Below are 25,915 nucleotides of genomic sequence, written 5' to 3'. Positions count from 1 at the left end.
CGCTAAGGCCTGCGGCAGGCGAGGATATCCCCCACCTCCGTACAGGCCCCCGCCGCCATCGCCGCCTGGCGCGCCCCGGGGAGGATGATCCGCAATTCCCCCGGCGCGATCGGCCGCGCCATCGCCGTCGCATCGTCGCAGCGCGGCCGCTCGCCCCGCCAGCGCGCGACATACATCGTGTTGGCCGGCACCGGCCTCTCCGCCGCGAGGCTCAGCACCTGCAACTGCCGGACATGGTCCCCGAAAGTGTCGGGCTTCGGCACGCAGGGCCAAGTCGGGAAGACCGCGACCGATTCCGCCCCAGCCAGCAGCCGCCGCAGCGCCGGCGCATCCACCGTCCAGGGTTCGCGCAGATGCGCCCAGTCGTGCATCGCCTGGCGGTTCGGCTGGGCATCGGCGAACTGCGCGACGCCGAGCGCAAGCACCAGCGGCACCCCGATCCGCGGCAGACGCGCGAGCAGCGCGACCGTCGCGACCAGCATCGCGAGGCCCACCGGCCAGAAGAAGCGGCCCGAAGCGCGGAACTGCTCGAGGAACCCCGGCGGCTTGCCGAGATCGAGCACGACCGCTTCCCCCACACCGAGGCGAAAGGAGACCGCGATGGCCGTCAGACCCGCCAGCACCAGTGCCAGCCCGGCATGGCGGCGCAGCACCTCGAGCGCCTGCCGCGGCGCCAGCACCGCCACGGCCAACAGCCCCGCAACAAGCCCGAGGCCGAGCCAGTTATAGCCTTCCCACCCGCCATGGCCGGTCGCGTCGATCTCCCGCGCGGCGAATCCGCCGAGCACCCAGGACCGGTAAGGCCAGACCGGGGAGAGCAGGTTCAGCGCGAAATCCCCATAGCCGCCGTCGCCTTGGGCGCCGAGGTAGCCGAAGGCTGCCATGGTTCCGCCGACCCCGGCCGCACAGGCCGCGACACCCGCCGCCGCGCCGATCCAGCGCCGGTCCCCGCGCAGCAACAGCGTCGCCGGCACCGCGCCGAGCAGCGCCAGCACCATCGCCGCGAGGTAGGGATGAACCAGCAGCGTCGCGACCGACGCTATGACCGCCGCGCCCCACAGCGCGACGGACGGCGCCCGCACAAGCCGCAGGTAGAGGCCGAGCCCGGCCAGGATCGTGAAGTGCCCGGTCAGCGCCGCATGGCCGTAGCGGTTGATGAAGGCCGGCATGGCCGAGGCCGCGAGCGCGATAGCCACCGCCGGCAGCAAACGCCGCTCGCCGGTCCCGCGCAGGCACCAGACCGCCGCGACCGGCTGCAGCGTCCAGGCGATGGCGTACCACAGGCCGATTCCGTGGAAGCCGTCCGGCAGCAGCGCCCGCAGCGCCTTGATCGGCAGCGCCAGCAGCGGGATGCCGTCGGAAAAGGCGATGTTCAGCCCCTCGGGCGGGAGGATGTTCGCGGCCAGCAGCGGCGGCCAGCGCCAGGCGTCGCCGATGAAGTAGCGCTGCGCGATGGCGTGCTGCGCGGCATCCCCCTGCGGCGCGAATCCCGCCCCGGCGCGCGGCACCAGCATCTCGGGCGGGAGGATCCAGGCAGCCAGCGCCGCGCCGAGCAGCAGGGCGAAGGCGTAGGACAGGGTCGTGGAAAGCCGTTGGGACAGGACGCGCACTCCGCTCCGGGGCCGAGGCGGCTCTAGGGCCCGCCGGGCGGGACGGCAAGCGAGGCCTGCCGCGTGAAACTTCTGCGGCGGTCTGCTGCGCCGCCACAATCATGCCGCAAGCAGGTCCCAAATCGGTCAGCGCCAAGGGTCATCTTCCGGGTCAACCAAGGTTCGGTGTGCCTCCCCCCCGCCATCGCGGCGGCAGCAGCCGGGCCGGAAACCCCCTTTGGCCGTCGCCAGCCCCCGCTGGCGGTGGTCCAGTCCAAAAGGCCGTTGTCGCTCATGTCCAGCGTTCCGGTTGGCCCCCTTCCCCCGCATGGCGCGCCCGCGCGCGCCGTCCATGGCGTTTCCGTCCGCGATCGCGCCGCCTGGCTGCTGCCGGTGGCGAAGCGCGCGATGGACATCGCCATCGCCGGCGCCGCCCTGCTGGTCGCCCTGCCCTTCTTCCTGATCGTGGGCGCGCTGGTGCGCGCCGATGGCGGCCCGGCCTTCTACGCGCATCCGCGCGTCGGCCGCGGCGGGAAGATCTTCGGCTGCCTCAAGTTCCGCTCCATGGTGATCGACAGCCAGGCGCGGCTCGAGGCGCTGCTCGCCGCCGACCCCGCCGCCCGCGCGGAGTGGGAGGCGACCCGCAAGCTGAAGAACGACCCGCGCATCACGCGTGTCGGCCGCTTCCTCCGCGCCACCTCGCTCGACGAGCTGCCGCAGCTGATCAACGTCCTCAAGGGCGAGATGAGCATCGTCGGCCCGCGCCCGGTGACGCAGTCCGAACTCGACAGCTACTACGGCGCCGCCGCCGCGCATTACCTGACCGTCCGCCCGGGCATCACCGGCCTGTGGCAGGTCAGCGGCCGGTCCGAGACCTCCTACGACCAGCGCGTCGCGCTCGATGTCGCCTATGTCTCGCAGGCCTCGCTGCTGGCGGACATCCGGATCCTGCTGAAGACGCCGGCGGCGGTGCTGTCCCGCCGCGGCGCGCACTGAACCGCGGGACCGACAAGGCATTCATCCCATGACAGGCACGGCGTCCGAGGGCCCGGAAGACCGGGCCGGCGGACGCCGGCTCGTTTCCGGGGTCCTGTGGAACGCGCTGGGCCGCGCGGTCCCGTTGATGGTCGCGCTGGTCCTCACCCCGATGCTGGTCCACCTGCTCGGGACCGAGCGGTGGGGCCTCTTCACCCTCGCGCTCGCCATGGTCGGCATCTTCGGGGTGTTCGACCTCGGGCTCGGCATGGCGCTGACGCGCGCGGTGTCGGAGCGCATCGGCGAAGGCCGCCTGAGCGACACCCCCTCGCTCATCGGGGCGACGATCTACGGGCTTCTCGGCCTCTCGGCGGTGATGGCGGCGATCGCCTGGACGCTGATGCCGTTGCTGGTCGGGCGCGTGCTGCTGGTGCCTGAATCGCTCCAGGCCGAGGCGATCTCCGCCTTCCGCGTGCTCGCCCTCGCCGCGCCGCTGGTGGTGCTGAACGCGGCGCTGTGGGGGGTGCTGGCCGCCTGGCAGCGCTTCCGCGTCGCCAACCTCGTGAACATGCCGGTCAGCATCTTCTACGCGCTCGGGCCGGTGATCGCGCTGCTGATCTGGGACAGCCTGGCGGCGGCGATCGTGTCGGTGGTGCTGGTGCGGCTGGCGAGCGGCCTCGCCTATGCGGCGCTGGCCTGGAAGGACGTGCCGGGGCTCGGGCTGAACCGGCCGCGCTTCGGCCTGCTGCGGCCGCTGCTGCGCCAGGGGGGATGGATGAGCCTCTCGGGCGCGCTGACCCAGGTGCTGCTCTATGCGGACCGCTTCCTGATCGGATCGCTGATCGGCCTGACGGCGGTCGCCTTCTACGCGACGCCGCTCGACCTCGTGATGCGGATGTGGATCCTGCCGGTCGCGGTGGCGCAGACGCTGCTGCCGGCGATCGCCTCAGCCTACCGCACGGCGCCGGAGCAGACCGCGCTGCTGCTGCGGCGCGGGGCGCTGATGGTGGCGGGGCTGGCGCTGCCCGCATGCCTCGGGATCGTCGCGCTGGCCTGGACGTTGCTGTGGCTGTGGCTCGGCACGACCTTTGCTGACGGCAGCGGCATGGTGCTGCGCATCCTCGGGGCCGGGATCTTCTTCTCCTGCGTGGCCTTCGTGCCGGGCACCTTCCTGGACGCGATCGGCCGGCCGAACGTCACGGCGACCTTCTCCCTGGCGCAGGCGGCGGTGTTCCTGCCGCTCGGCGCGGGGCTGCTGCTGCTGATGGGCATCGAGGGCGCGGCCATCGCCTGGGCGCTGCGGGCGGCGACGGACTGCTTCGGGCGCTTCATGCTCGTCGCCCACTTCTATCCGGCGGGCACCGACACGGGCCGGGCGCTGCGCCCGCCGCTGGCGGCGGCCGCGCTGGGCTTTGCGCTGATGATCCCGATGCCCGGCTTCGTCGCCTCGGCCGTGGTGGGCGCGGTGACGCTGGCCGTCGCCGGCTGGCTGGGCTGGCGCGTCGCGCCCACGGAGGATAAGGCCCGCCTCATGCGACTGATCCGACGGGGAACCGCATGACCGGCATCGCCCTCAATGGCCGGTTCCTGACCCAGGGCATGACCGGGGTGCAGCGCTTCGCGACCGAGATCGTCGCCGCGGCGGATGTGCTGGCGGCGACCGGGGAATGGCCGGCAGTGCGCGTCCTGCACCCCGCCGGCGCCCGCGACGCCGGGCTGCGGCACCTGCGCGCCGAGTCCGTCGGATCACGGGGCGGCCAGGCCTGGGAACAGCTCGACCTGCCGCGGGCGCTGAAAGGCGAGGTGCTGGTCAACCTCGGCAACACCGCGCCGCTGATGGCGGGCGGGCGGCAGGCGGTGGTGATCCACGATGCCGGCGCCTTCGACACGCCGGAATCCTATTCCTTCGCCTTCCGCACCTGGTATCGGCTGCTGCAGACGCGGCTGGCGCGCCGCGGGGCGCAGATCCTGACCGTCTCGGAATTCTCCCGCGGGCGCATCGCCGCGGCGCTCGGCATCGATGCGGCCTCGATCGGGGTCCTGCCCGAAGGCGGCGAACATATCCTGCGCTTCCCGGCCGATGGCGCGGTGCTGGCGAAGCACGGACTGACGCCGGGGCGCTTCGCCCTCGTCGTCGGGAATCCGGCAGCGCACAAGAATCTCGCGGCCCTGACCGCCGCGGCGGCGACGCTCGGCGCGCATGGGCTGACCCTCGCGGTGGCCGGGGCGGCGGATCCGGCGGTGTTCCGCGCCGGCGGCGGCATCGCGGCCGAGGCGGCGCGCGTGCTCGGCCGCGTGTCGGATGCCGAGTTGCGCACGCTGTACGAGAACGCGCTCTGCCTGATCTTCCCCTCCCGCTACGAGGGCTTCGGCCTGCCGCCGCTCGAGGCCATGGTCTGCGGCTGCCCCGTCATCGCCGCGCGGGCGGGGGCGGTGCCGGAGGTCTGCGCCGATGCCGCGCTGTGGTTCGACACGGCACGGCCGGCGTCGCTGCAGGACGCGGTCGGGCGCCTGGCGACCGACCGGGGGCTGCAGGCCCATCTGCGCGCGGCGGGGATCGCCCGCGGCGCGGGCTTCACCTGGGACGCGGCGGCGCGAAGGCTGCTCGCGCTGGTGCAGGAACGCTTCCGATGAAGGTCGCCATCGTCCACGAATGGCTCGACACCTATGCGGGGTCCGAGCGTGTCCTCGAGCAGCTGATCGCCGAGTGGCCGGAGGCCGACCTCTTCGCCGTGTGCGACTTCCTGCCCGAGAAGGAACGCGGCTTCCTGCGCGGCAAGACGGTGACGACGACCTTCATCCAGCGCCTGCCGCTGGCGCGGAAGCATTTCCGCAAGTTCCTCGGCCTCATGCCGGTGGCGATCGAGCAGCTGGACCTGTCGGGCTATGACCTCGTGCTCTCCTCTTCCCACGCCGTCGCGAAGGGGGTGCTGACCGGGCCGGGGCAGCTGCATGTCTCCTACGTGCACAGCCCGATGCGCTATGCCTGGGACCTGCAGCACCAGTACCTGCGCGAAGCGGGCATGGAACGCGGGCTGAAGGGCCTCTACACGCGGAACCTGCTGCACAAGATGCGGCTGTGGGACCGCGCCAGCGCGCTCAATCCTGACGTGGTGGTGGCGAATTCCACCTATATCGGGGAGCGGATCCGCAAGGCCTGGCGGCGCGAGAGCATCGTCGTGCACCCGCCGGTCGACGTGCAGCGCTTCGCCCTGCGGGCCGAGAAGGAGGACTACTTCCTCGTCGCCTCCCGCATGGTTCCCTACAAGCGGATCGAGTTGATCGCCGAGGCCTTCCGCCGCATGCCCGGCCGCCGCCTGGTGGTGGTCGGCGACGGGCCGAACGCGCCCAAGGTGCGCGAGGCCGCCGCCGGCGCCCCGAACGTCGAGCTGCGCGGGCGGGTCGGGACCGAGGAGCTGGTCCGGCTGACCCAGGGCGCGCGCGCCTGCGTCTTCGCCGCCGAGGAGGATTTCGGCATCGCGACCGTCGAGGCGCAGGCCTGCGGCACCCCGGTCATCGCCTTCGGCAAGGGGGGCGCGCGCGACATCGTGATCCCCCCGCCACATGACGGCCCGACCGGCCTTTTCTTCGCGGATCAAACTGCTGAGGCTATCATTGCCGCGGTGGAATGCTTCGAAACGACCGAGTTCGTGCCACAAGTTTGCCGCAGCAATGCGGAAAGGTTCAGTCCTGAAGCCTTCCGGAGTGCGATGCGTCGCGTCGTGCAGGGAGCGCTCGAGGGACAATCCCGATGAAGTTCTCGCTTGTCGTTGCGACCATCGGCCGGGACCGGGACGTCGCGGAACTGCTGGACAGCCTGCTCGCGCAGGGGCGGACCGATTTCGAGGTCATCATCGTCGACCAGAACGAGGATGAACGCCTGGCGGCCGTCGAGTCCGCCTACGGCCACCGGCTGGACCTGCGCCGGCTCCGCTCCTCGGTGCGGAATGCGAACCATGCGCGCAACCTCGGCCTGCGTCATGCGCGCGGCGAGATCGTGGCCTTTCCCGATGACGACTGCGTCTACCCGGCCGGCGTTCTCGACCGCGTCGACGCCGCCTTCCGGGCGAACCCCGCCCTCGGCGTCCTGACGGGCCCCGCGGCCTCCCCTGCCGGCGGCCTGGGCTCCGGTCGCTGGCGCGAGGAAGGCGGGGCGATCGACCTCGGCAACGTCTGGACCAGCGTCATCGAGTTCAACCTGTTCCTGCCGCGCAGCATCGCGCTCGACCTCGGCGGCTTCGACGAGCGGATGGGCCCGGGCACCGTCTTCGGCTCGGCCGAGGGCAACGACTTGGTCTGCCGCGCCATCGCCCGGGGGCTCGAGGCGCGCTACGAGCCGGAACTGCGCATCATCCACCCCGACAAGCGCCTGACCGATGTCGCGGTGACGCGCGCCGAGCGCTACGGCCGCGGCCTGGGCTTCGCCCTGCGCCGGCACAGCGCGCCGGCCTCGACTTGGCTCGCCTTCCTGGTGCGGCCGCTGGGCGGCGTGGCGCTGAGCCTGCTGCGGCTGCGGCTGCACGACGCCGCCTACTACTTCATGACCTGGCGCGGCCGCGTGGCCGGCGCGCTCGCCGCCGAAGCCCGTCGCCCCCCCAGCCTGGCGCCGCTCACCGAATTCGCCTGATGCGCATCGCCATCGGCATTGCGACGCGAGGACGCCCGGCGATCCTCGCGGGGGTCCTACGCGACCTGGAGCGCCAGACGCGCCGGGCCGACCGAACGATCGTCTGCCATGTCACCCCCGACGACGTGACGGGCTGCGAGGCCATCGCCGGCATCGAGTTCATCACCGCCCCCGCCGGCCTGCCGCGGCAGCGCAACGCCATCCTCGAAGCGGTCGGCGACTGCGACGTGGTGCTGTTCCTCGACGACGACTTCCTCTGCGCGCCGGACTACCTCGCGGTGACCGAGGCCGCCTTCGCCGCGCATCCGGACATGGTGGTCGCAACCGGGACCGTGGTCGCGGACGGCGCCAACGCGCCGGGCTACACGCTCGAGGAAGGGGCGGCGCTGCTCGCCGCCGACCGGCCGCCGGCCGATCCCTCGGCCATGGCGCCGCACTTCAACGGCTATGGCTGCAACATGGCCTTCCGCATGTCGGTGGTGCGCGCGCACGGCGTCCGCGTCGACGAGCGCCTGCCGCTCTATGCCTGGTACGAGGACATCGACGTCACGCGCCGCCTCGGGGAACACGGGACGATCATGCGCCTTGCCGGCGCGCGGGGCGTGCATCTGGGGTCGAAGTCGGGGCGGGTGAAGCAGTTGCGGCTGGGCTACTCGCAGGTGGTGAACCCGGTGTACCTGGCGCGGAAGGGGACCTTCCCCTGGAACCATGCCATCCCGAGCGCGGCGCGGCATTGCCTCGCGAACCTGGTGCGTTCGCTCAAGCCCGAGCCCTGGGCGGATCGCTGGGGCCGCTTCCAGGGCAACATGATCGGGCTGTGGGACCTGATGCGCGGCAAGGCTGCGCCGGAGCGGATCCTGGAGCTCTGACGGGGCTTCGCCCCGAGTCCGCCAAAGGCCGAAGGGCCCCGTGGAAACCAATGCCAAGTGACGGTTCCCAAAGGCCTTCCGGCCTTTGGCGGGGAGAGCGCGAGAGGGGCGGCGCCCCTCTCGCATCGCGTTTACCCGGCGGGCGCCACGTAAATGGCGCCGCCGCCCGCGCGGAATTCCTCCGCCTTCCCGGCCATCCCCTGTTCAACCGCCGCGCGGATCTCCTGCGAGATCTTCATCGAGCAGAACTTCGGCCCGCACATCGAACAGAAATGCGCGAGCTTCGCGCCCTCGGCGGGCAGGGTCTCGTCGTGGAAGCGCTCGGCCGTCTCGGGGTCGAGCGCGAGATTGAACTGATCCCGCCAGCGGAACTCGAAGCGCGCGCGGGACAGCGCGTCATCGCGCTCGCGCGCCGCCGGATGGCCCTTGGCGAGGTCCGCCGCATGCGCCGCGATCTTGTAGGTGATGACGCCCGTCTTCACGTCGTCTCGGTCCGGCAGGCCGAGGTGTTCCTTCGGCGTGACGTAGCAGAGCATCGCGCAGCCGAACCAGCCGATCATCGCCGCGCCGATGCCCGAGGTGATGTGGTCGTAGCCCGGCGCGATGTCGGTGGTGAGCGGCCCGAGCGTGTAGAACGGCGCCTCCCCGCAGGCTTCCAGCTGCTTCGTCATGTTGACCTGGATCTTGTGCATCGGGACGTGGCCGGGGCCTTCGATCATCACCTGGACGTCCTGGTCCCAGGCGATCTTCGTCAGCTCGCCGAGCGTCTCGAGCTCCGCGAACTGCGCGGCGTCGTTGGCATCCGCGATGGAGCCGGGACGCAAGCCGTCGCCGAGCGAGAAGGACACGTCATAGGCGCGCATGATCTCGCAGATCTCGGCGAAGTGCGTGTGGAGGAAGTTCTCCTGGTGATGCGCAAGGCACCACTTCGCCATGATCGACCCGCCGCGCGAGACGATGCCCGTGACGCGCTTCGCGGTCAGCGGGATGTAGGCGAGGCGCACGCCGGCGTGGATGGTGAAGTAGTCCACGCCTTGCTCGGCCTGCTCGATCAGCGTGTCGCGGAAGATCTCCCAGGTGAGGTCCTCGGCCTTGCCGCCGACCTTCTCGAGCGCCTGGTAGATCGGCACCGTTCCGATCGGCACGGGGGAATTGCGGATGATCCATTCGCGCGTGGTGTGGATGTTCCGCCCCGTCGAGAGGTCCATCACCGTGTCCGCGCCCCAGCGGATGGCCCAGACGAGCTTGTCCACCTCCTCGCCAACGGAGGACCAGACGGCGGAATTGCCGATGTTGGCGTTGATCTTCACCAGGAAGTTCCGGCCGATCGCCATCGGCTCGGATTCCGGGTGGTTGATGTTGGCGGGAATGATGGCGCGACCGCGCGCCACTTCGTCGCGGACGAATTCAGGCGTGACGTGGTCGGGGATGGCGGCGCCGAAGGATTCGCCGTCGCGCGCCGCGGCCTCGCGCGCGCGTTCGCGGCCGAGGTTCTCGCGGATGGCGACGTATTCCATCTCGGGCGTCACGATGCCGCGGCGCGCATAGGCGAGCTGCGTCACCGCCGCGCCGCCGCGCGCGCGCAGCAGGCGCCGCGCACCGCGGTCGAACACCGGCACCTGCGCCGTCTCGCCGGGCTTCAGCCCGTTGTCCTCCGGGCGGACCGCGCGCCCGTCATGGGGTTGCACGTCGCCGCGCGCCTCGATCCAGGCGCGGCGCAGCTCGGGCAGGCCGCGGCGAATGTCGGTAGCCTGCGCCGGATCGGTATAGGGGCCCGAGGTGTCGTAGACGCGCACCGGCGGCTCCTTCGCGCTCGGCGCGAGGTCGATCTCGCGCATGGCGACGCGGATCTGCGGATGCAGTGTCCCCGCAACATGCACCTTGCGGGACGCCGGCAGCGGCCCGGTGGTGACCTCGGGGATGGTGGGCGGAAGTGAATCTGGCATCTGGATCTCCAATCGAAACGCGACGGAGATCCGGGCTCCTACGAAGCGCGGGACGGAACCGGGGTACCCGGTTCCGCATGTTCCTGTCCCTACGCCGGCATGACCCGGATCAGGTTCAAAGGGTCACCGCACGTAAGCGGACTCTCAGCCCCTGCCTGGGGCCCCCCTTGGAACGCGTGGAATCTGTGCCTCGCGGCACGATCGGTCAACGTCTTGGCACACCCCCCCTTTCCCCGCGGGCGGGCTCGGGTGAACATGACTTCACGCATGTAAGGAGGAAGCGCCGAAATGGCTCTCGAACCAGGCCGCCCGCGGCCGGAGCCCACGCCCGAAACGAAGCATTTCTGGGAAGGGACCAAGAACGGGAAGCTGCTGCTGCAGCGCTGCGGCGACACCGGCAAGGCCTATTTCCCGCCCCGTCCCTTCAGCCCCTACACCGGCACGTGCAACGTGCAGGTGTTCGAGGCCTCGGGCCGCGCGACGCTGCATTCCTACGTCATCCACCACCGTCCCGTGCCGGGCTTCAAGCCGCCCTACGCGATCGCGGTCGTGGAGCTCGAGGAAGGGCCGCGCATGATGACGAACATCATCGACTGCCCGCAGACGCCCGACGCGCTGGTGCTCGACATGCCGCTCGAGGTCGCCTTCACGCCGATGGACGACGACATCACCCTCGCCCTCTTCCGTCCCGCGAAGGGAGCCTGACGCCATGACGATCAAGCCAGGCGAGATCGCCATCGTCGGCGCGGCCGAATCCACGCGCATCGGCGCCGTGCCCGAGATGGCGCAGATCATGCTCCATGCCGACGCCGCGCTGAACGCGATGGCCGATGCGGGGCTGAAGCCGTCCGACATCGACGGCGTGGCCTGCGTCGGCCCGATGATGCCGCAGCAGATCGCCCACTACCTCGGCATCACGCCGAAATGGGTCGACGGCACCGGTGTCGGCGGCTGTTCCTTCATGCTGCATGTCCGCCACGCCGCGGCGGCCATCCATGCGGGCTATGCCAAGACGATCCTCATCACCCATGGCGAGAGCGGCAAGTCCCGCATCAACGCGACACCGCGCCCGCCGGAGCCGCAAAGTCTGAACGGGCAGTTCGAGGCGCCCTTCGGCCCGATGGGCCCGCCGACGCTCTTCCCCATCCCGGTGCTGCGCTACATGAAGGCGACGGGCACCACGCATGAGCACCTGGCGCAAGTCGCCGTGGTGCAGCGCGAATGGGCGGGAAAGAACCCGCGCGCTGCCTTCCGCGATCCGATCACGATCGCCGACGTGCTGAACAGCAAGATGATCGCCTATCCGTTCCGGCTGCTGCAGTGCTGCCTGGTCACGGATGGCGGCGGTGCGCTGATCCTCACCTCGGCCGACCGGGCGAAGGATTTCCCGCAGAAGCCGGTCTACATCCTCGGCAGCGGTGAATCCGTCGAGACGACGATGGTCAGCCAGATGCAGGACTTCACGTCGTCCCGGGCGTTCCGCGTCGCGGGGCCGACGGCGATGGAGATGGCTGGTATCAAGCATTCCGACGTCGATCACCTGATGATCTACGACGCCTTCGCGCACCTGCCGCTCTACGGGCTCGAGGACCTCGGCTTCGTCAAGCGCGGCGAGGCGAAGGACTTCATCTGGGAAGGCAACACGCGGCCCGGCGGCAAGCTGCCGCTCAACACCAATGGCGGCGGCCTGTCCTACACCCACACCGGCATGTACGGCATGTTCGCCCTGCAGGAGAGCGTGCGCCAGGTGCGCGGCATCGCGCCGGCGCAGGTGCCGGATGTCGAGATCAGCGTCTGCCACGGCGTGGGCGGCATGTTCTCCGCGTCCGGCACCATCGTGATGTCGAACCAGCGGCCCTGAGTCGCGCCCCCGGCCCCGCGGCAACGACCGCGGGGCCTGCACGACATGATCCAGCGGGAGGATTCAACGCATGACCATCACGACGTCGCGTCGTGCCTTGCTCGCGGCCGGGGGCACGCTGCTCGCCGCGCCGGCCGTGGCGCAGTCCGGCTTTCCCAGCCGCCCGATCCGCCTGATCGTGCCCTGGCCGCCGGGCGGTTCGACGGATGGTCAGTTGCGGTCGCTCGCGGACCTCGCGACGCGGCATCTCGGCCAGCCCGTCATCATCGAGAACCGCAGCGGCGTGTCCGGCACCATGGCCGCGCAGATCATGGCGGCCGAGCAGCGTGGCGACGGCTACCTGGTCGGCCAGATGCCGATCACCGCCTTCCGCGTGCCGATGATGACGTCGCGGCCCGGCTGGGACCCGATGAAGGACTTCACCTACGTCATCCACCTGACCGGCTACCTGTTCGGCGTGGTGGTGAAGGCGGACAGCCCCTGGCAGACGTGGCAGGAGTTCATGGCCTACGCGAAGGCCAATCCGGGCAAGATCGCCTATGGCTCGCCCGGCGTGGGCAGCACGCTGCACATCACCATGGAACGCATCGCCGCCGAGAACGGCATCGAATGGCTGCACGTGCCCTTCCGGGGCGGGGCGGACAACATCCAGGCGGTGCTGTCGGGCCAGACCCAGGCGAATGCGGATTCCACCGGCTGGGCCCCGCTGGTCGAAGCCGGGCAGCTGCGCCTGCTGGTGACCTGGGGTGAGAACCGCGCCGCGCGCTTCCCGAACGTGCCGACGCTGCGCGAGGTCGGCATCAACATCGTCTCGGCCTCGCCCTATGGCCTCGCGGGTCCGAAGGGGATGGATCCGGGCGTGGTCCGCGCGCTACACGACGCCTTCAAGGCCGCTCTGTACGACCCCGCGCATGCCGAGGTGCTGGCGCGCTACGACATGCCGCTGATCTACAAGAACAGCGCGGACTACACGTCCTATGTCGGGCAGGTCATGGAAGAGGAAGGCACCATGATCCGCCGGCTGAACCTGCGGATGAACTGAGTCGGGAGGGCGTGACGCCCTCCCCTTCACTCGCCGGCCGGCATGTCCACCTTGCCGGTGTGGAGTTGCAGGCGCGAGAACTCCGGCGCTTCCTGCCCGGCATCCTTGAAGGCCTGCTTCAGCGCCGCGATGTTCGGCGCGAGGATGGTCTCGCGGTTCGCGCTGACCCAGTCGCGCGACTGCTGCGGCATCGCGAGCGAACCCTGGAAGCGCGGCATCACCCAGCGCGCGAACAGCTCGAAGGAGCGCCAGGTCGCCTCGCGGTCCGCCCATTCATGCGCGCGGAACAGGATGCCGCCGGTGCCGCCATCGGTGAAGGACAGCAGCCGCTCGATCCCCTTGGCGATGGTCTCGGGCGAGCCCACCAGCGTCGAGCCCTGCGCGAGGCCATCCCGCAGCGGATCCTCCGATCGCATCGGCGGGCGGCCGAGGGTTTCGCTGAAATAGGTCAGCGTCTCGAGCGCCTCGCCATGGCGCACCTCGCGCAGGGCGCGTTCGTCGTCCTCGGCGCAGTGCATGTTGACGACCAGGCGCCAGTTCTTGCGGTCCATGGTCTTGCCGTGCTTCGCGGCCTCGGCTTCCGCCATGCGCCACTGCTCGGCGAGCATCTTCGGCCCGCCATGCAGCCCCGCGCCGAGCGAGAGCAGGCCGACGCCATGCTTGCCCGCGGCCAGCGCACCGGAGGGCGTGGTCGAGGAGGCGACGGTGACCGGGAAGCGCGGTTCCGACCACGGCGCCATGTGCAGCCGCGCCTCGCGCAACGTGAACCAGTCGGTCTGCATCGTGACCGGTTCCTCGCAGGCGAGGAGCTTCATGATCGCGGTCAGCGATTCATCCATCCGCCGCCGCTGGTGCGCCGGGTCGATGCCCATCATGTAGGCGTCGGAGACCAGCGCACCCGGGCCGCAGCCGAGGATGACGCGCCCCTTCGTCATGTGGTCGAGCTGCACGAAGCGCTGCGCGACCAGCAGCGGGTGGTGGTAGGGCAGGCTCGTCACGCCCGAAGCCAGCGTGATGTGCTTCGTCTTCTCGGCCAGCGAGGCGATCATGATCTCGGGGCTCGCGATCAGTTCCCAGCCGGCTGAATGGTGTTCGCCGATCCAGGCCTCGTCATACCCCAGGGAATCAAGCCACTGGATCAGCGCGCCGTCGCGATCCATCGCGAGCGTCGGATTGTCGCCCACGCGATGGAAGGGGGCGAGGAAGATGCCGAAGCGCATGCGTCGCGGAGCCATGGATGTTCCCCTGTGTCGTGTCTGCATTCAGGCCCGACGCGCCCTTCACATGGAAGGCGGGTCGCCGGCGAGGAATTCCTCCCCGCCGTAATCGGCCTCGATCGGGATGCGGAGGTAACGGCCCTCCGGCGCATCGCGCTGGATCGGCTGCACCGTCACGACGGGCCTGGCGCGCGCGGCGGCGAAGGCCTCGGCGACCGAGGTGCTGCGCGCCAGCTTGTTGAGGTTCATGCGCGTCGGGAAGACGATCTTCTTGGTGCCGGCCTCGGCCTCGGCCAAAGCATCGAGGGGGCGGATCCAGACGCTGTCCACCGCCTCCCCGCCATCATGCACCGCGTCCTGGTCGGCGGGCGCGGCGGCGAGGAAGAAATGCGTGTCGAAGCGCTTCGGCACCGCAACCGGCGTGATCCAGTGGGCGAAATGCGCGAGCGCATCCTGGTCCGGCTGCAGACCGCGCGCGGCAAGCATGGCTGCGAAGTCGCCTTCCGCCGCGGGCGCGGCACCGGGGGCGGCGAGCAAGACCCCGCATTCCTCCCAGGTCTCGCGGATGGCGGCGATGCGGAAGGCGCCATGGGCATCGCCGCCGGCGAGCACCAGGTCGGAGGCCTCGACCCGCCCGCCGGGGAAGACGAGCGCGCCCGAGGCGAAATCGATCTGGTGGTGGCGGACCACCATGAAGACCTCGAGCCCCCGCCGCCCGTCGCGCAGCAACAGGACGGTGGAGGCAGGGCGGGCGGGGACGGGACTGGACATTTCCCCCGTATTGCAGCGCGCCCCGGCCCCCACCGCAAGGCACGTTGACGGCACGGCGGCGCCACATCAGCCTTGCAGGAAAATGAGGGGACGGAACGGCATGGTGCTGCTGGCGCGTTGGGCCCGCGAGACGCCGGACAAGGTCGCGGCGCATTTCCCGGACCTCGGGACGAGCATCACCTTCGATGCCCTCGACGCCCGGTCCAACCGCGCCGCGCAATGGCTGATCTCGCTGGGGCTGCAGCCCGGCGACGGCATTGCCATGCTGATGGACAACCGGCCGGAATTCCTGGAGCTCGCCTTCGCCTGCCGGCGGGCGGGGCTCTACTACACGCCGCTGTCGGTGCATCTGCGGCCGCAGGAAGTGGCCTACATGCTGACCGATGCGCAGGCGAAGGCGATCGTCGTCTCGCCGGCGCTGGCCGACCTCGCGACGTCGCTGGTGCAGGAAGGTGCGACCGGGGACGTCCCGCGTTTCGCCGTCGGCGACGGGGTCGAGGGTTATCGGTCCTATGAGGAGGCGCTGGCCGTCTTCCCCGCGCCGGCCCGGCTGCCCGAACGGCCGATCGGGCGCGAGTTCCTCTATTCCTCCGGCACCACCGGCCTGCCCAAGGGCATCAAGCGTCCGATGGTCGCATGGGAGAACCGCACCGCGCCGGAATGGGACATGACCTGGAAGTCGTTCTACGGCTTCGGTCCGGACACGGTCTATCTCTCGCCGGCGCCGCTGTATCACGCCGCGCCGCACACTTTCTCCATCCGCCGCACCATCGCCGAGGGCGGCACCGTCGTGGTCATGGCGAAGTTCGATCCGCTGCGCGCGCTGGAGCTGATCGAGCGCTACCGCGTCACCCACAGCCAATGGGTGCCGACCATGTTCGTGCGCCTGCTCGCCCTGCCCGAGGAGGATCGCCGGCGCTTCGACCTGTCCTCCCATCGCTGTGCGATCCACGCCGCCGCGCCCTGCCCCGTCGGAGTTAAGCAGCGGATGATGGAATGGTGGGGGCCGATCATCTGGGAATACTACGCGGGGTCGGAGAGCGTCGGGACGACCGTGGTCTCCCCGCAGGACTGGCTCGCGCGGCCGGGCACGGTGGGACGGCCGGTGAACGGCGTGAAGCTGCACATCTGCGACGATGAGGCCAACGAGTTGCCGCCCGGTGAGGTCGGCCGCATCTGCTTCGAGGGCGCGCCGCGCTTCGCCTACCACAACGCGCCGGAGAAGACGGAAGCCGCCTACAACGCGAAGGGGTGGGCGTCGCTCGGCGACCTCGGGCGCGTCGATGAGGATGGGTGGCTGTTCCTGTCCGACCGGCGGGCCGACCTGATCCTGTCGGGGGGCGTGAACATCTACCCGGCCGAGATCGAGGCCGTGCTCGCGAAGCATCCGGGCGTGGCGGAAGTCGCCGTCGTCGGCATCCCCAACCCCGATTTCGGGGAGCAGGTGCACGCCGTAGTCGTGCCGCGCACCGGTGCCATCGGGCTGCAGGCGGAACTCGAGGCGCTGTGCCGCGAGCAGCTCGCCGGCCCGAAGCGCCCGCGCAGTTACGAATTCGCCGAGGAGCTCCCGCGCAGCGAAGCCGGCAAGCTGCTGCGCAGGATCCTCAAGGAACGCTACCTCAGCCCGACCTGAGGCCGAGGCGCTCGACGCGCTGGCGTTCCTCTCCATAGGTCTCGATGATGAAGCGGCCGTAGTCCGCGCTGTTCAGGTATTCCATCGGCATGTCGAGCCGGCGCAGCGCGGCGATATGCGTCGGGTCGTCCAGCGCCGCCTTGAAGCCGTCATGCAGCGTGCGGACGATGTCGGGCGGCATGCCCGCGGGGCCGACCAGGCCGTAGGGCGAGGTCACGACCATTCCCTGGTAGCCGAGTTCCAGCAGCGTCGGCACGTTCGGCCAGCGCGGCGAGCGCTCGCGCGACCAGACGTTGAGGAAGCGCAGCTTGCCCTCGTCGACCAGCTGGCCGACGCCCGAACCGGTCGCGCCCGCCTCGATATGGCCGCCGAGCAGCGCGGGCGTCAGGTCGCCTTCCCCGCGGAAGGGGACATGCGTCACGTCGAGCTTCTCGCGTTCCGCCAGGTCGACCATGGTCAGGTGCGGCGTGCCATTGGCGCCCGTATTGCCGATGCGCACCTGGCCGGGGCGGCGCTTGGCATCCGCCACCAGGTCGGCCCAGGTCTGGTACGGGCTTTCGGTACGCACGGTGACGGCGAACAGATAGCCGGTCAGGTGGATGACCGGCGTGTAGTCCTTCGTCACGTCATAGGGCATGCGCTGCATGTGAGGCAGGCGCAGCGCCGGCAGCGTCAGCTGCGCGAGCAGGTAGCCGTCCGGCCGTGCGCGCGCGATGTTGGCCGCCGGCAGGGTGCTGCCCGCGCCGGGACGGTTCTCGATCAGCACGGTCTGGCCCAGGTGCCGCGTCGCGGCATCGGCGAAGGCGCGCATCTGCACGTCGGTCGCGCCGCCCGGCGGGAAGCCGATCTGGATGGTGATCGGTTTGTTCGGGAAACGCTCCTGCGCGCCGGCGCCGCGCACGAAGGGCGTGGCCAGCGCGGCGCCAAGCGCGCCGCGGCGGGTGATGGTCATTTCTCTTCTCCTCCCGGTCGTTACTGTCCGCGCGTCACAGCGTGCGCGCGATGATTTCCTTCATGATCTCGGAACTGCCGCCGTAGATGCGGCCGACGCGCGCATCTGCCCAGGCGCGCCCGATCTCGTATTCGGCCATGTAGCCGTAGCCGCCATGCATCTGCAGGCAGTCGTCGAGCAGGCGATTCTGCATCTCGGTGCCGAGCAGCTTCGCCGTCGCCGCCATCTCGACCGACAGCCCGCCATCCATGTGCAGCGCCAGGCAATGGTCGGCGAAGACGCGGAACATCGTCGCGTTGGCCTTGAGCTCCGCCAGCTTGAAGCGGTTGTGCTGGAAGTCGAAGACCGTCTGGTTGAAGACCTTGCGGTCCTTCGCGTAGTCGATGGTCTTCTGCAGCATCGCTTCCATCGACGCCGCGGCGCGGATGGCGATCACCAGGCGTTCTTGCGGCAGGTTCCGGATGAGGTAGGAGAAGCCCGCATTCTCCTCGCCGAGCAGGTTCTCCGCAGGCACGCGGACCTCGTCGAAGAACAGTTCCGAGGTGTCGGCGGCGTGCAGGCCGATCTTCTCGAGGTTGCGGCCCTTGGTGAAGCCGGGCGTGCCTTCCTCGACGCAGATCAGGCTGATGCCCTTGCGGCCCGCGCCGGGATCCGTCTTGCAGACGACGATCACCAGGCCGCAGTTCTGCCCGTTGCTGATGAAGGTCTTGGACCCGTTGATGACCCAGTCGGACCCGTCGCGCCGCGCCGTGGTGCGCACCGCCTTGAGGTCGGATCCCATGCCGGGCTCGGTCATGGCGATGGCGGTGATCATCTCGCCCTTCGCCATGCGCGGCAGCCATTCGCGCTTCTTCTCCGGCCGCGCGAGGGCCTCGATGTAGGGCACCACGATGTCGGAATGCAACGGGAAGCCGATGCCCGAGGCATTGGTGCGGCCGATCTCCTCGATGATCACGGCGGAGTAGCCGAAATCGGCGCCGGCGCCGCCGTATTCCTCGGCGAGCATGGGGCAGAGCAGGCCTTCCGCGCCGGCCTTGCGCCAGACCTCGCGCGGGACGATCTCGGCGCGTTCCCAGTCGCGGTGGTAGGGCACGATCTCGCGTTCGAAGAAGCGCCGCACCTGGGTGCGGAACATCTCGTGGTCGGCGGTCAGCACGCTGCGCGGCGCGCCGCCGGGCGGGGCGGTCGTGTCCATGGACGGTTCCTCATTCGTGTTGGGGCGAGCCTACCCCGCGCGGCGCGGCCATGTCAGCCCGGGAGAAGGGCCGCGATCTCCTCGGCCGAGAAGCCCCAGTCGCGCAGCGCCGCCGCGCCATCCGCGCCGCGCAGCGCCGCGGGGCCCGGCGACGGGGCCGGCGTGCGGGAGAAGCGCGGGCTCGGCGCCGGCTGCATGCCGGCAGGGCCTTCGATGAAGGTGCCGCGCGCGACGTTGTGCGGGTGGCGCGGCGCTTCCTCGAGGTCCAGCACCGGCGCGACGCAGGCGTCCGTGCCCTCGAAGACCTGCGCCCAATGGTCACGGGGATGGCGCGCGAAGACTTCGGCGAAGTCGGCGCGGATGGCCGGCCAGCGCGCAGGGTCCGTGCGGTAGGCATAGCGTGCGGGATCGAGGCCGAGGCCCTTGAGCAGCAGGGCGAAGAACTGCGGTTCCAGCGCACCGACCGCGACGAACTTCCCGTCCGCGCATTCGTAGGTGTCGTAGTAGGGGCAGGCGCCGTCGAGGAAATTGCCCTCCCGCGCATTGCGCCAGCGGCCCTGCGCCATCAACCCGTAGATGAAGCCCATCAGCGTCGCGGAGCCGTCGGTCATCGCCGCATCGACCACCTGACCCCGGCCGCGGCGCGTCGCCTCGAACACCGCGGCCATGATGCCGAAGGCGAGCAGCATGCCCCCTCCGCCGAAATCGCCGATCAGGTTGAGCGGCGGCACCGGCCGCTGACCCGCCCGGCCGATCGACCAGAGCGCGCCGCTGAGCGCGATGTAATCGATGTCATGGCCGGCCGCCTGCGCGAGCGGCCCGTCCTGCCCCCAGCCCGTCATGCGGCCGAACACAAGCCGTGGATTGCGCGCGTGGCAGGCCTCGGGCCCCAGGCCGAGGCGTTCCATCACGCCGGGGCGGAAGCCCTCCACCAGCACATCGGCGCGCTCGACCAGGCGCAGCACGGCCTCGACCGAAGCGGGGGACTTCAGGTCGAGTGCCAGGCTGCGCCGGCTGCGGGAGAAGACGTCGCCGGGATGCCCCGGCGGCCCCTCCGGCCGGTCGATGCGCAGCACATCGGCGCCGAGATCGGCGAGGAGCGTGCAGCAGAAGGGGCCGGGCCCGATGCCGGCCATCTCGATGACGCGAAGGCCGGCGAGCGGGCCCGGCATGGCTCAGCGACCCTCGAACTTCGGCGCGCGCTTCTCGCGGAAGGCGGCCTTGCCCTCGACGAAGTCGGCGGAATTGCGGATCGCGGCCATGCGCTGGCCATGGATCGCCATCTGCTCGGACGGGCCGCGAGGGATGATCTCCTCGGTCACCATGCGCTTGATCTCGCCGAGCACCATGGGGGCCATGCCGCAGAGCTCGACCGCCCATTCCTTCGCCTTGGCGAGCGCCTCGCCCTCCGGCACCACCTCGTTCACCAGGCCGACGCGCTCCGCACGCTGCGCGTCGATGGTGCGGCAGAGCAGCGCGATCTCCATCGCGATCTTGTGCGGGATGCGGGAGACGAGGCCGGCAATCATGCCCCCCGTGAGGCCGAGCTTCGCCTCAGGGTAATAGAACTTCGCCGTCGCCCCGCAGACCATCAGGTCGCACATCATGGCAAGCACGATGCCGCCGCCGACGCACCAGCCTTCGACGGCGCAGATCACCGGCTTGAGCGGCCGGTAGCCGACGGTCGGGATGCAGCGCCACAGCTCGGGCGGATCGGCAACATCGGCGCCGAAGGTGAAGGCGCGCGTGCCGGTCGCGGTGATGATGGCGCAGCGCAGGTCGGCGCGCTGCTCGAATTCCTGCATCACGCGCTGCAGCTGCTCGGCCATCGGCTTGCTGATGGCGTTGCCCTTCGCCGGATTGTTCAGCGCGACGATGCGGATCGGACCCTCATCCGTGACAGTCACCAGTTCCACGTCAGTTCACCCCTGCTCCAGTGCGGCGCACGATCGCGCCGAAGATCTCCCGGTCCCGCCGGATGCGGTTGGCGAATGGCTCGCCGGTCTCGAAGGCGGGCCAGAGCCCGCCCACGGCCATGGCCCGCGCGACGGGCTCGGGCTTCAGCGCCTCCTCGAGCGTCGCCGCGATGCGGCGCACGATCTCGGGCGGCGTGCCCGCCGGCGCGGCGACGCCGAACCAGGACATCGCGCCGCGCTCCGCCAGGCCAAGTTCCATCAGCGTCGGCACGTCGGGGAATTCCGGATGCCGGTTCTCACCGAAGGTGGCGAGCGGGATCAGCCGCCCGTCGCGCAGCGCCGGCAACGCGACGGGATCGCAGATGATCTGCACGCGCCCGGCAAGAAGGTCGGTGAAGGACGGGCCGGAGCCCCGATAGGGCACGTGTTCGAGCCGCAGGCCCGCGGCGTCGCCGAAGACCTCGCACTGCATCTGGGTGATGGTGCCGTTGCCGGCGGATCCGAAGCGGATCTCGCCCGGGCGCGCCTTCGCATAGGCGACGAAGTCCCGCATCGTGCGCACCGGGACGGAAGGATGCATCGCGACCATCGCATCCGAGGCGGCGACGCGCGCGATGGGCACGAAGTCGCGGTCGACGTCGTAGGGCAGCCGCATCATGTGCGGGCTGATGGTGAAGATGGCGGTGGGGAACAGCAGCAGCGTATAGCCGTCCGGCCGGGCGCGCGCGACGCCATCGGCGCCGATCGATCCGCCGGCGCCGCCGCGGTTCTCGATCACCACGGGCTGGCCGAGCACGCGCCCCCATTCCTGCGCGAGCGGCCGCGCCACCGTGTCGGTGCTGCCGCCCGGCGGATAAGGCACGATGAGCGTCACCGTCCGCTGCGGCCAGGCACCCTGGGCGCGGGCGATCGCGGGTGAAAGCAACGCAGCGCCGAGTGCCCGGCGCGAGAGGCAAGCCGTCATGTCGTCACCTCCTCCGTCAGCGTCGCGCGGGCATCGACCGCGATCGCCCCCTGCCCTGCCGCGCGCAGGATCAGCGGGTTGACGTCGAGTTCGGCGAGCCGCGGCCCAAGATCGGCCGCGAGCCAGGACAGACGCATCAGCGCATCGGCAGCCGCGTCGATGTCGGCGGGCGGACGACCGCGCAGGCCGCGCAGCAGCGGCGCGACACGCAGGCCCTCGATCATGGCGCGCGCACCGGACAGGGAGAGCGGCGCCGGCGCCATGGCGACGTCCTGCAGGAATTCCACCAGCACGCCGCCGGCACCCGCGAGTACCATCGGGCCGAATTGCGAATCCTGCGTCGCGCCGAGGAAGAGCTCCGCCTCGCCGCGTGCCATCTCCTGCACCACGCAGCCCTCCGAGGCACCTTGCGCGGCGCACTCCAGCGCGGCGGCGACCTCGGCGAAGGCGGTGCGGAGTGCGGCCTCGTCGCGCAGGTTCAGGCGCACCAGGCCGAGGTCGCTCTTGTGCACCACCGCGCGGCTGACGCCCTTCAGCACGACGGGAAAGCCGATGCGGCGGGCGGCGGCGGCGGCTTCGTCCGCGGTGGGGGCCGAGGCCTCGCGCGTGACGGGAATGCCATAGGCGGCGAGCAGGCGCTTGGCCTCGCCTTCGGTGAGGGATCCGCGCGGGAGCGCCGGCGACGGCCCGGCGCACTCGGGCCGAACCGGCGCGATGCGCACTGCGCGTCCCGCCGCCGCCGCGTCCAGCGCGCGCGCCACGGCGAGGGCATCCGACATGCGGTCGAAGAAGGGGAAATCCGCCGCGCGCATGACGTCACGCGAAGCATCGCCGACCGCACCTGCCGTCATCAGGTAGAGCAGCGGCTTGCCACCATCCCGCGCCAGCGGCGGGAACAGTGACGTGCGCCCGGCCATGTCGGGCTGGGTCGTCATCGGCACCACCACGGCGCCGACATCCGGATCGGCCATGAAGGCGCGGATGCAGTCGGACAGGCCGTCGCCGCTGGTGCCTTCGTGGAAGGAGCCCGTATCGACCGGCAGCGCCACATGCGTCTCCGGCATCCAGCGCGCCAGGGCGGCGCGCGTCGCATCAGACATCTGCGCGAGCCGCAGCCCCGCGCCCGGCATCATGTCCGCGAATGTCACCGTGCTGCCACCGGAGGACGCGATCGGCGCGAGGCCAAGCCCCGGCGCGGGCCAGGGCGGCAGGCGGATGGCGGCGTCGCAGGCGAGCACCAGCGTCTGCGGATCCTCCATCACCACCGCACCGGCATCACGGCAGATCGCCTCGAAGGCCGGGAAGGCGCCGGCGAGGCTCGCGGTGTGAGATCGCGCCGCCTGGGCGCCGGCCTCGCTGCGCCCGGCCTTGACGATGAAGACCGGCTTGCCCGCGGCGCGCGCGCCCTGCAGCAAGGCGCGGAACCGCGGCGGGTCCTTCAGCCCCTCGATGTAGAGGCCGATCGCGCGCGTAGCGGGGTCCTCGACGAGGAAGGCGAGGAAATCCTCGAGCGCCAGATCGGCCTGGTTGCCGACCGAGACGCAGCGCGAGAAGCGCGCCCCGTGATGCCGCCCGAAGGACAGCAGCGTACCCATCAGCGCGCCGGACTGGCTCACCATGCCGATGCCGCCGGGGGCGTAGCCTTCTTCCTCCAGCGCGAGGCTGGAGGAGAGCATGGCGCGGTCGACCGGGTTGAAGATCCCGAGGCAGTTCGGCCCGACCAGGCGCATCCCGGCGCCGCGCGCGATGGCCAGCACGCGGTCCTGCAGCGCCGCGCCCTCGGGCCCGGCCTCGGCGAGCTTGCCCGTGATGACGATGCAGGCCCCGACGCCGGCCGCGGCGCAATCGGCGATCTGCGCCTCGAGCGAGGCGGCGGGCACGGCGAGGATCGCGACATCCGGCGGTGCCGGCGCGGCCGAGACGCGCGGATAGGCCGGCAGCCCGCGGATCGTCGCCCGGTTCGGGTTGATCGGCAGGATCAGCCCCGGGAAGCCGTGCTTGAGCAGGTAGTGGATGACGCGGCCGCCAAACTTGCCGACATCGTCCGAGGCACCGACGACCGCGACCGACCGCGGCGCGACGATGCGCGCGATCGGCAAGGGCCGGCTGGCTTCCGCTTCCTCCACGCCCGTCTCCATGTGCGGGGTCCGGGGGAAGGCTAGGACAGGATGGCGGGCGCGTCAGCCCACCGGTTCGGCGCGGAAGCCTTCGCCCCAGCGGACCAGCCTGGCCCGCGAGGGCGAGGGGAAATGCGCGAAGCACATCAGCGTGCGCGCCTCGCAGCAGGATTCCAGCACGCGGCGGCGCGTCTTGGCGGCGAGCACCGGATCCCAATCCGCGCGCATCGAGATCTGGGGATAGCGGGCCTGCAGCGGGGAATGGATCAGGTCGCCGGTGAACAGCGCCTCCGTATCGCCCTTGCCGACGCGCAGCGCGACATGGTGCGGCGTGTGCCCCGGCGTGGGCTCGAGCCGGATGTCGTCCGCCAGAACGTGGTCGTCGGCCACCATCTCGGCGCGGCCGGCCTCGACGATGGGCAGGACGGAATCGGCGAAGGGCAGCACCGGCGTCTTGGCGTTCTCGCCGTTCCAGTACGCGAATTCCTGCGCCGAGAAGACGTAGCGCGCCTTGGGGAAGGTCGGCACCCAGCGCCCGTTCTCGAGCCGCGTGTTCCAGCCGACATGATCCACGTGCATGTGCGTGCACATGACGATGTCGATGTCGTCCACCGTGAGGCCCAGCGCCGCGAGGCCGCGCATATAGGCGTCGCTGCGCATTCGGTTCCAGAAGGGATGGTTCGGGCGGTCCTTGTCGTTGCCGACGCAGGTGTCCACCAGGATGGTGTGGTGCTTCGTGCGCACCACCCAGGACTGGATGCAGAGGATCAGCTTGCCGGTCGCGGGATCGAGCGCGAAGGGCTCGAGCCAGGCGCGGTTCTCCTCCAGCAGGTCCTTCGTTAGGGTCGGAAAGAAGGTCAGCGGATCGAAGAGAGGGCTCTCCCCCTCGATGATGCGCTGGATGGTCACGTCGCCGAGCGCGAAGCCGTCTGCCATGGTCCTTCTCCCTTATCGTGAATCCGCGTCGCGCGGCGCGCGCAGCAGGGCAATGCCGACGACCAGCGCCGGCAGGCCGCAGGCCGTGAAGCCGAGGCCATAGCTGCCCGTCGCCAGCAGCACGCCCGAATAGACCAGCGGCAGGATCAGCCCGCCGAGCTGCCCGAAGGAGAGCACGCCCCCGGTCGCCGCGCCACGCTGGCCGGGGGCCGCGAGGCGCGCGGCCTCGGCCAGCAGGACACCGTGCCAGGACATGACGGTCGCGCTGAGCACCGTCGCGACCAGGCCGATCAGCAGCAGCGGCCAATGCGGGCCGAGCAGCGCCATCGCCGCCGCGCCGCCCGCCATGCCGAGGGCAAGCCAGCACATCACCACCGCCGGATCGACCCGCCCGCTGCCGAGCCAGCCCCAGAAGATGCGCCCCGGCACCGCGATGACCATCGCCGCGGAGAAGACGAAACCCGCCGCCGCGAGGCCATGACCGAGCTCGGTCAGCGCCACGACGAAATAGGAGGTGAACACCGTCTGCAGCCCATTGAAGGCGAAGCAGGCAAAGGCGAGCCGCCGTAGGTCCCCAGTGCCGACGACGCTCGCGATGGTGCGGTGGAAGTCGGACAGCCGGAACGCCTGGTCCGGCACGCGGTCGGAATCGAATTCGGTCCGCAGGGGCTCGAGCATCACCGCGAAGACCAGGCAGGACAGGCCGGCGATCAGCAGCGTGCCGCGCCATCCCGTCAGGCCCGTCAGCCAAGGGCCGAGGATGCCGGCGACGAGCAGCCCCGCGGGCACCGCCGTCTGCTTGATGGAGAAGACCAGCGGCGCCTGCCGCGGCGGGGAATAGCGACCGAGCAGGTGGGAACTCGCCGGCGTCGACATCGCCGCCGCGCCGCCACCGATCACCGCCGAGACGAGGAACAGCACCAGCGGCCCCGTTGTCGCCACCGCCATGCCGATGCCGAGCAGGACGAGCGCCACCTGGCTCATCCGCATCGCACCGTAGCGCAGGATGAAGGACCCGCAGCCGAGTTGGAACAGCAGCGCTGACAGGGCCGCCGCCCCGACATAGATGCCGAGCCAGGCCGGATCGATGGCGAGGTCGTCGAGGATGGCCGGGGCGATGATGGGCGGCAGCGACCGGCCGAGGGTGGCGAAGGTCTGCTGCAGGAACATCGCCCCGAGGACGATCAGCAACAGCCTGGTCGATCGGTCCGCCATTTCATCCCGTCGCGCGGGCCTTCGCCGGCGGCGCCGGGGACCCTCCCGGCGACACGATAGGCGCAGGCGGCGGGGGCTGCGAAGCCCCCA

The 25,915-nt window shown here is 70.7% G+C and carries 22 protein-coding genes and 1 riboswitch; of the genes, 10 read left to right on the top strand and 12 right to left on the bottom strand.

Annotation, left to right across the window (positions count from 1 at the left end; translation table 11 throughout):
- Positions 1-2: 2 nt before the first annotated feature.
- Complete coding sequence (locus GWK15_RS16810; protein WP_168042497.1) at positions 3-1,610, bottom strand: DUF6311 domain-containing protein; 1,608 nt, start codon at positions 1,608-1,610, stop codon at positions 3-5.
- A gap of 273 nt (positions 1,611-1,883) precedes the next feature.
- On the opposite strand from GWK15_RS16810, the gene GWK15_RS16805 reads away from it, so the two are divergent.
- Genes GWK15_RS16805 through GWK15_RS16780 form a run of 6 tightly spaced genes read left to right on the top strand, consistent with a single transcriptional unit; the run spans position 1,884 to position 8,060 of the window.
- Positions 1,884-2,585, top strand: a complete 702-nt coding sequence (locus tag GWK15_RS16805) for a sugar transferase (RefSeq protein ID WP_168042496.1) — start codon at positions 1,884-1,886, stop codon at positions 2,583-2,585.
- Between the two features lie 28 nt (positions 2,586-2,613).
- Positions 2,614-4,125 carry a flippase gene (locus tag GWK15_RS16800; RefSeq protein ID WP_168042495.1) on the top strand — a complete coding sequence of 504 codons (1,512 nt, stop codon included), beginning with the start codon at positions 2,614-2,616 and terminating at the stop codon, positions 4,123-4,125.
- Complete coding sequence (locus GWK15_RS16795) at positions 4,122-5,198, top strand: glycosyltransferase family 4 protein (protein WP_168042494.1); 1,077 nt, start codon at positions 4,122-4,124, stop codon at positions 5,196-5,198. Before GWK15_RS16800 ends, GWK15_RS16795 begins: the two co-directional genes overlap by 4 nt.
- A complete protein-coding gene (locus GWK15_RS16790; RefSeq protein ID WP_168042493.1) occupies positions 5,195-6,319 on the top strand; it encodes a glycosyltransferase in 1,125 nt (374 codons plus the stop codon). Before GWK15_RS16795 ends, GWK15_RS16790 begins: the two co-directional genes overlap by 4 nt.
- The gene (locus GWK15_RS16785; protein ID WP_168042492.1) at positions 6,316-7,191 is read left to right on the top strand and encodes a glycosyltransferase family 2 protein; all 876 of its coding nucleotides are present in this window, start codon (positions 6,316-6,318) and stop codon (positions 7,189-7,191) included. The genes GWK15_RS16790 and GWK15_RS16785 overlap by 4 nt, the downstream gene beginning before the upstream one ends.
- Positions 7,191-8,060: a glycosyltransferase family 2 protein gene (locus GWK15_RS16780; RefSeq protein ID WP_168042491.1), complete on the top strand. Its 870-nt coding sequence runs from the start codon at positions 7,191-7,193 to the stop codon at positions 8,058-8,060. The genes GWK15_RS16785 and GWK15_RS16780 overlap by 1 nt, the downstream gene beginning before the upstream one ends.
- A 131-nt stretch (positions 8,061-8,191) precedes the next feature.
- Here GWK15_RS16780 and thiC read toward each other — a convergent pair whose 3' ends face one another.
- A complete protein-coding gene (gene thiC, locus GWK15_RS16775) occupies positions 8,192-10,006 on the bottom strand; it encodes a phosphomethylpyrimidine synthase ThiC (RefSeq protein WP_168042490.1) in 1,815 nt (604 codons plus the stop codon).
- 68 nt (positions 10,007-10,074) lie between these two features.
- A riboswitch (TPP riboswitch) is annotated at positions 10,075-10,184 on the bottom strand.
- Between the two features lie 110 nt (positions 10,185-10,294).
- Between thiC and GWK15_RS16770 the strand changes: the two genes are divergently transcribed.
- The 3 genes from GWK15_RS16770 (at position 10,295) to GWK15_RS16760 (ending at position 12,909) form a co-directional block, all read left to right on the top strand.
- Positions 10,295-10,711, top strand: a complete 417-nt coding sequence (locus GWK15_RS16770) for a Zn-ribbon domain-containing OB-fold protein (protein WP_168042489.1) — start codon at positions 10,295-10,297, stop codon at positions 10,709-10,711.
- Between the two features lie 4 nt (positions 10,712-10,715).
- The gene (locus tag GWK15_RS16765; protein WP_209442246.1) at positions 10,716-11,867 is read left to right on the top strand and encodes a thiolase C-terminal domain-containing protein; all 1,152 of its coding nucleotides are present in this window, start codon (positions 10,716-10,718) and stop codon (positions 11,865-11,867) included.
- Between the two features lie 70 nt (positions 11,868-11,937).
- Positions 11,938-12,909, top strand: coding sequence for a tripartite tricarboxylate transporter substrate binding protein (locus GWK15_RS16760; RefSeq protein ID WP_168042488.1), 972 nt, complete (start codon positions 11,938-11,940; stop codon positions 12,907-12,909).
- Between the two features lie 26 nt (positions 12,910-12,935).
- Here GWK15_RS16760 and GWK15_RS16755 read toward each other — a convergent pair whose 3' ends face one another.
- Positions 12,936-14,144: an LLM class flavin-dependent oxidoreductase gene (locus GWK15_RS16755; RefSeq protein WP_209442245.1), complete on the bottom strand. Its 1,209-nt coding sequence runs from the start codon at positions 14,142-14,144 to the stop codon at positions 12,936-12,938.
- Positions 14,145-14,189: 45 nt separating this feature from the next.
- Positions 14,190-14,897 (bottom strand): NUDIX hydrolase, encoded by a 708-nt coding sequence (locus GWK15_RS16750; RefSeq protein ID WP_168042487.1) that lies wholly within the window; start codon positions 14,895-14,897, stop codon positions 14,190-14,192.
- 82 nt (positions 14,898-14,979) lie between these two features.
- Here GWK15_RS16750 and GWK15_RS16745 point away from each other — a divergent pair, with 82 nt between their 5' ends.
- Positions 14,980-16,530 carry an AMP-binding protein gene (locus GWK15_RS16745; RefSeq protein ID WP_209442244.1) on the top strand — a complete coding sequence of 517 codons (1,551 nt, stop codon included), beginning with the start codon at positions 14,980-14,982 and terminating at the stop codon, positions 16,528-16,530.
- Here GWK15_RS16745 and GWK15_RS16740 read toward each other — a convergent pair.
- From GWK15_RS16740 to GWK15_RS16705, 8 genes are read right to left on the bottom strand one after another with little or no spacing between them, the layout of a single operon-like run.
- A complete protein-coding gene (locus GWK15_RS16740) occupies positions 16,517-17,482 on the bottom strand; it encodes a Bug family tripartite tricarboxylate transporter substrate binding protein (protein ID WP_168042486.1) in 966 nt (321 codons plus the stop codon). The genes GWK15_RS16745 and GWK15_RS16740 overlap by 14 nt on opposite strands.
- A gap of 34 nt (positions 17,483-17,516) precedes the next feature.
- On the bottom strand, positions 17,517-18,677 hold the full coding sequence (locus tag GWK15_RS16735) for an acyl-CoA dehydrogenase family protein (RefSeq protein WP_168042485.1): 1,161 nt from the start codon (positions 18,675-18,677) through the stop codon (positions 17,517-17,519).
- A 53-nt stretch (positions 18,678-18,730) separates the two neighbouring features.
- The gene (locus GWK15_RS16730) at positions 18,731-19,849 is read right to left on the bottom strand and encodes a CaiB/BaiF CoA transferase family protein (RefSeq protein ID WP_168042484.1); all 1,119 of its coding nucleotides are present in this window, start codon (positions 19,847-19,849) and stop codon (positions 18,731-18,733) included.
- Between the two features lie 3 nt (positions 19,850-19,852).
- Positions 19,853-20,593, bottom strand: a complete 741-nt coding sequence (locus GWK15_RS16725) for an enoyl-CoA hydratase-related protein (RefSeq protein WP_168042483.1) — start codon at positions 20,591-20,593, stop codon at positions 19,853-19,855.
- A gap of 1 nt (position 20,594) precedes the next feature.
- The gene (locus tag GWK15_RS16720; RefSeq protein WP_168042482.1) at positions 20,595-21,557 is read right to left on the bottom strand and encodes a Bug family tripartite tricarboxylate transporter substrate binding protein; all 963 of its coding nucleotides are present in this window, start codon (positions 21,555-21,557) and stop codon (positions 20,595-20,597) included.
- On the bottom strand, positions 21,554-23,695 hold the full coding sequence (locus GWK15_RS16715) for an acetate--CoA ligase family protein (RefSeq protein WP_168042481.1): 2,142 nt from the start codon (positions 23,693-23,695) through the stop codon (positions 21,554-21,556). Before GWK15_RS16715 ends, GWK15_RS16720 begins: the two co-directional genes overlap by 4 nt.
- A 42-nt stretch (positions 23,696-23,737) precedes the next feature.
- Positions 23,738-24,610: an MBL fold metallo-hydrolase gene (locus GWK15_RS16710; protein WP_168042480.1), complete on the bottom strand. Its 873-nt coding sequence runs from the start codon at positions 24,608-24,610 to the stop codon at positions 23,738-23,740.
- Between the two features lie 12 nt (positions 24,611-24,622).
- Positions 24,623-25,825, bottom strand: coding sequence for an MFS transporter (locus GWK15_RS16705; RefSeq protein WP_168042479.1), 1,203 nt, complete (start codon positions 25,823-25,825; stop codon positions 24,623-24,625).
- Positions 25,826-25,915: the final 90 nt, after the last annotated feature.

Origin of the sequence: Neoroseomonas oryzicola (assembly GCF_012163135.1) — a bacterium.
Lineage (GTDB): Bacteria > Pseudomonadota > Alphaproteobacteria > Acetobacterales > Acetobacteraceae > Neoroseomonas > Neoroseomonas oryzicola.
Note: the sequence above shows the minus strand (reverse complement) of the source record. Positions and strands in the feature narration are given on the sequence as shown.

What these genes read in the sequence shown, in the direction of transcription:
- GWK15_RS16785 (WP_168042492.1), top strand. Translation starts at nt 6,316, where the DNA reads ATGAAGTTCTCGCTTGTCGTTGCGACCATCGGCCGGGACCGGGACGTC.
- GWK15_RS16755 (WP_209442245.1), bottom strand. Translation starts at nt 14,144, where the DNA reads ATGGCTCCGCGACGCATGCGCTTCGGCATCTTCCTCGCCCCCTTCCAT.
- thiC (WP_168042490.1), bottom strand. Translation starts at nt 10,006, where the DNA reads ATGCCAGATTCACTTCCGCCCACCATCCCCGAGGTCACCACCGGGCCG.
- GWK15_RS16705 (WP_168042479.1), bottom strand. Translation starts at nt 25,825, where the DNA reads ATGGCGGACCGATCGACCAGGCTGTTGCTGATCGTCCTCGGGGCGATG.
- GWK15_RS16735 (WP_168042485.1), bottom strand. Translation starts at nt 18,677, where the DNA reads ATGGACACGACCGCCCCGCCCGGCGGCGCGCCGCGCAGCGTGCTGACC.
- GWK15_RS16760 (WP_168042488.1), top strand. Translation starts at nt 11,938, where the DNA reads ATGACCATCACGACGTCGCGTCGTGCCTTGCTCGCGGCCGGGGGCACG.
- GWK15_RS16795 (WP_168042494.1), top strand. Translation starts at nt 4,122, where the DNA reads ATGACCGGCATCGCCCTCAATGGCCGGTTCCTGACCCAGGGCATGACC.
- GWK15_RS16765 (WP_209442246.1), top strand. Translation starts at nt 10,716, where the DNA reads ATGACGATCAAGCCAGGCGAGATCGCCATCGTCGGCGCGGCCGAATCC.
- GWK15_RS16720 (WP_168042482.1), bottom strand. Translation starts at nt 21,557, where the DNA reads ATGACGGCTTGCCTCTCGCGCCGGGCACTCGGCGCTGCGTTGCTTTCA.
- GWK15_RS16805 (WP_168042496.1), top strand. Translation starts at nt 1,884, where the DNA reads ATGTCCAGCGTTCCGGTTGGCCCCCTTCCCCCGCATGGCGCGCCCGCG.
- GWK15_RS16780 (WP_168042491.1), top strand. Translation starts at nt 7,191, where the DNA reads ATGCGCATCGCCATCGGCATTGCGACGCGAGGACGCCCGGCGATCCTC.
- GWK15_RS16715 (WP_168042481.1), bottom strand. Translation starts at nt 23,695, where the DNA reads ATGGAGACGGGCGTGGAGGAAGCGGAAGCCAGCCGGCCCTTGCCGATC.
- GWK15_RS16770 (WP_168042489.1), top strand. Translation starts at nt 10,295, where the DNA reads ATGGCTCTCGAACCAGGCCGCCCGCGGCCGGAGCCCACGCCCGAAACG.
- GWK15_RS16800 (WP_168042495.1), top strand. Translation starts at nt 2,614, where the DNA reads ATGACAGGCACGGCGTCCGAGGGCCCGGAAGACCGGGCCGGCGGACGC.
- GWK15_RS16740 (WP_168042486.1), bottom strand. Translation starts at nt 17,482, where the DNA reads ATGACCATCACCCGCCGCGGCGCGCTTGGCGCCGCGCTGGCCACGCCC.
- GWK15_RS16745 (WP_209442244.1), top strand. Translation starts at nt 14,980, where the DNA reads ATGAGGGGACGGAACGGCATGGTGCTGCTGGCGCGTTGGGCCCGCGAG.
- GWK15_RS16710 (WP_168042480.1), bottom strand. Translation starts at nt 24,610, where the DNA reads ATGGCAGACGGCTTCGCGCTCGGCGACGTGACCATCCAGCGCATCATC.
- GWK15_RS16750 (WP_168042487.1), bottom strand. Translation starts at nt 14,897, where the DNA reads ATGTCCAGTCCCGTCCCCGCCCGCCCTGCCTCCACCGTCCTGTTGCTG.
- GWK15_RS16790 (WP_168042493.1), top strand. Translation starts at nt 5,195, where the DNA reads ATGAAGGTCGCCATCGTCCACGAATGGCTCGACACCTATGCGGGGTCC.
- GWK15_RS16730 (WP_168042484.1), bottom strand. Translation starts at nt 19,849, where the DNA reads ATGCCGGGCCCGCTCGCCGGCCTTCGCGTCATCGAGATGGCCGGCATC.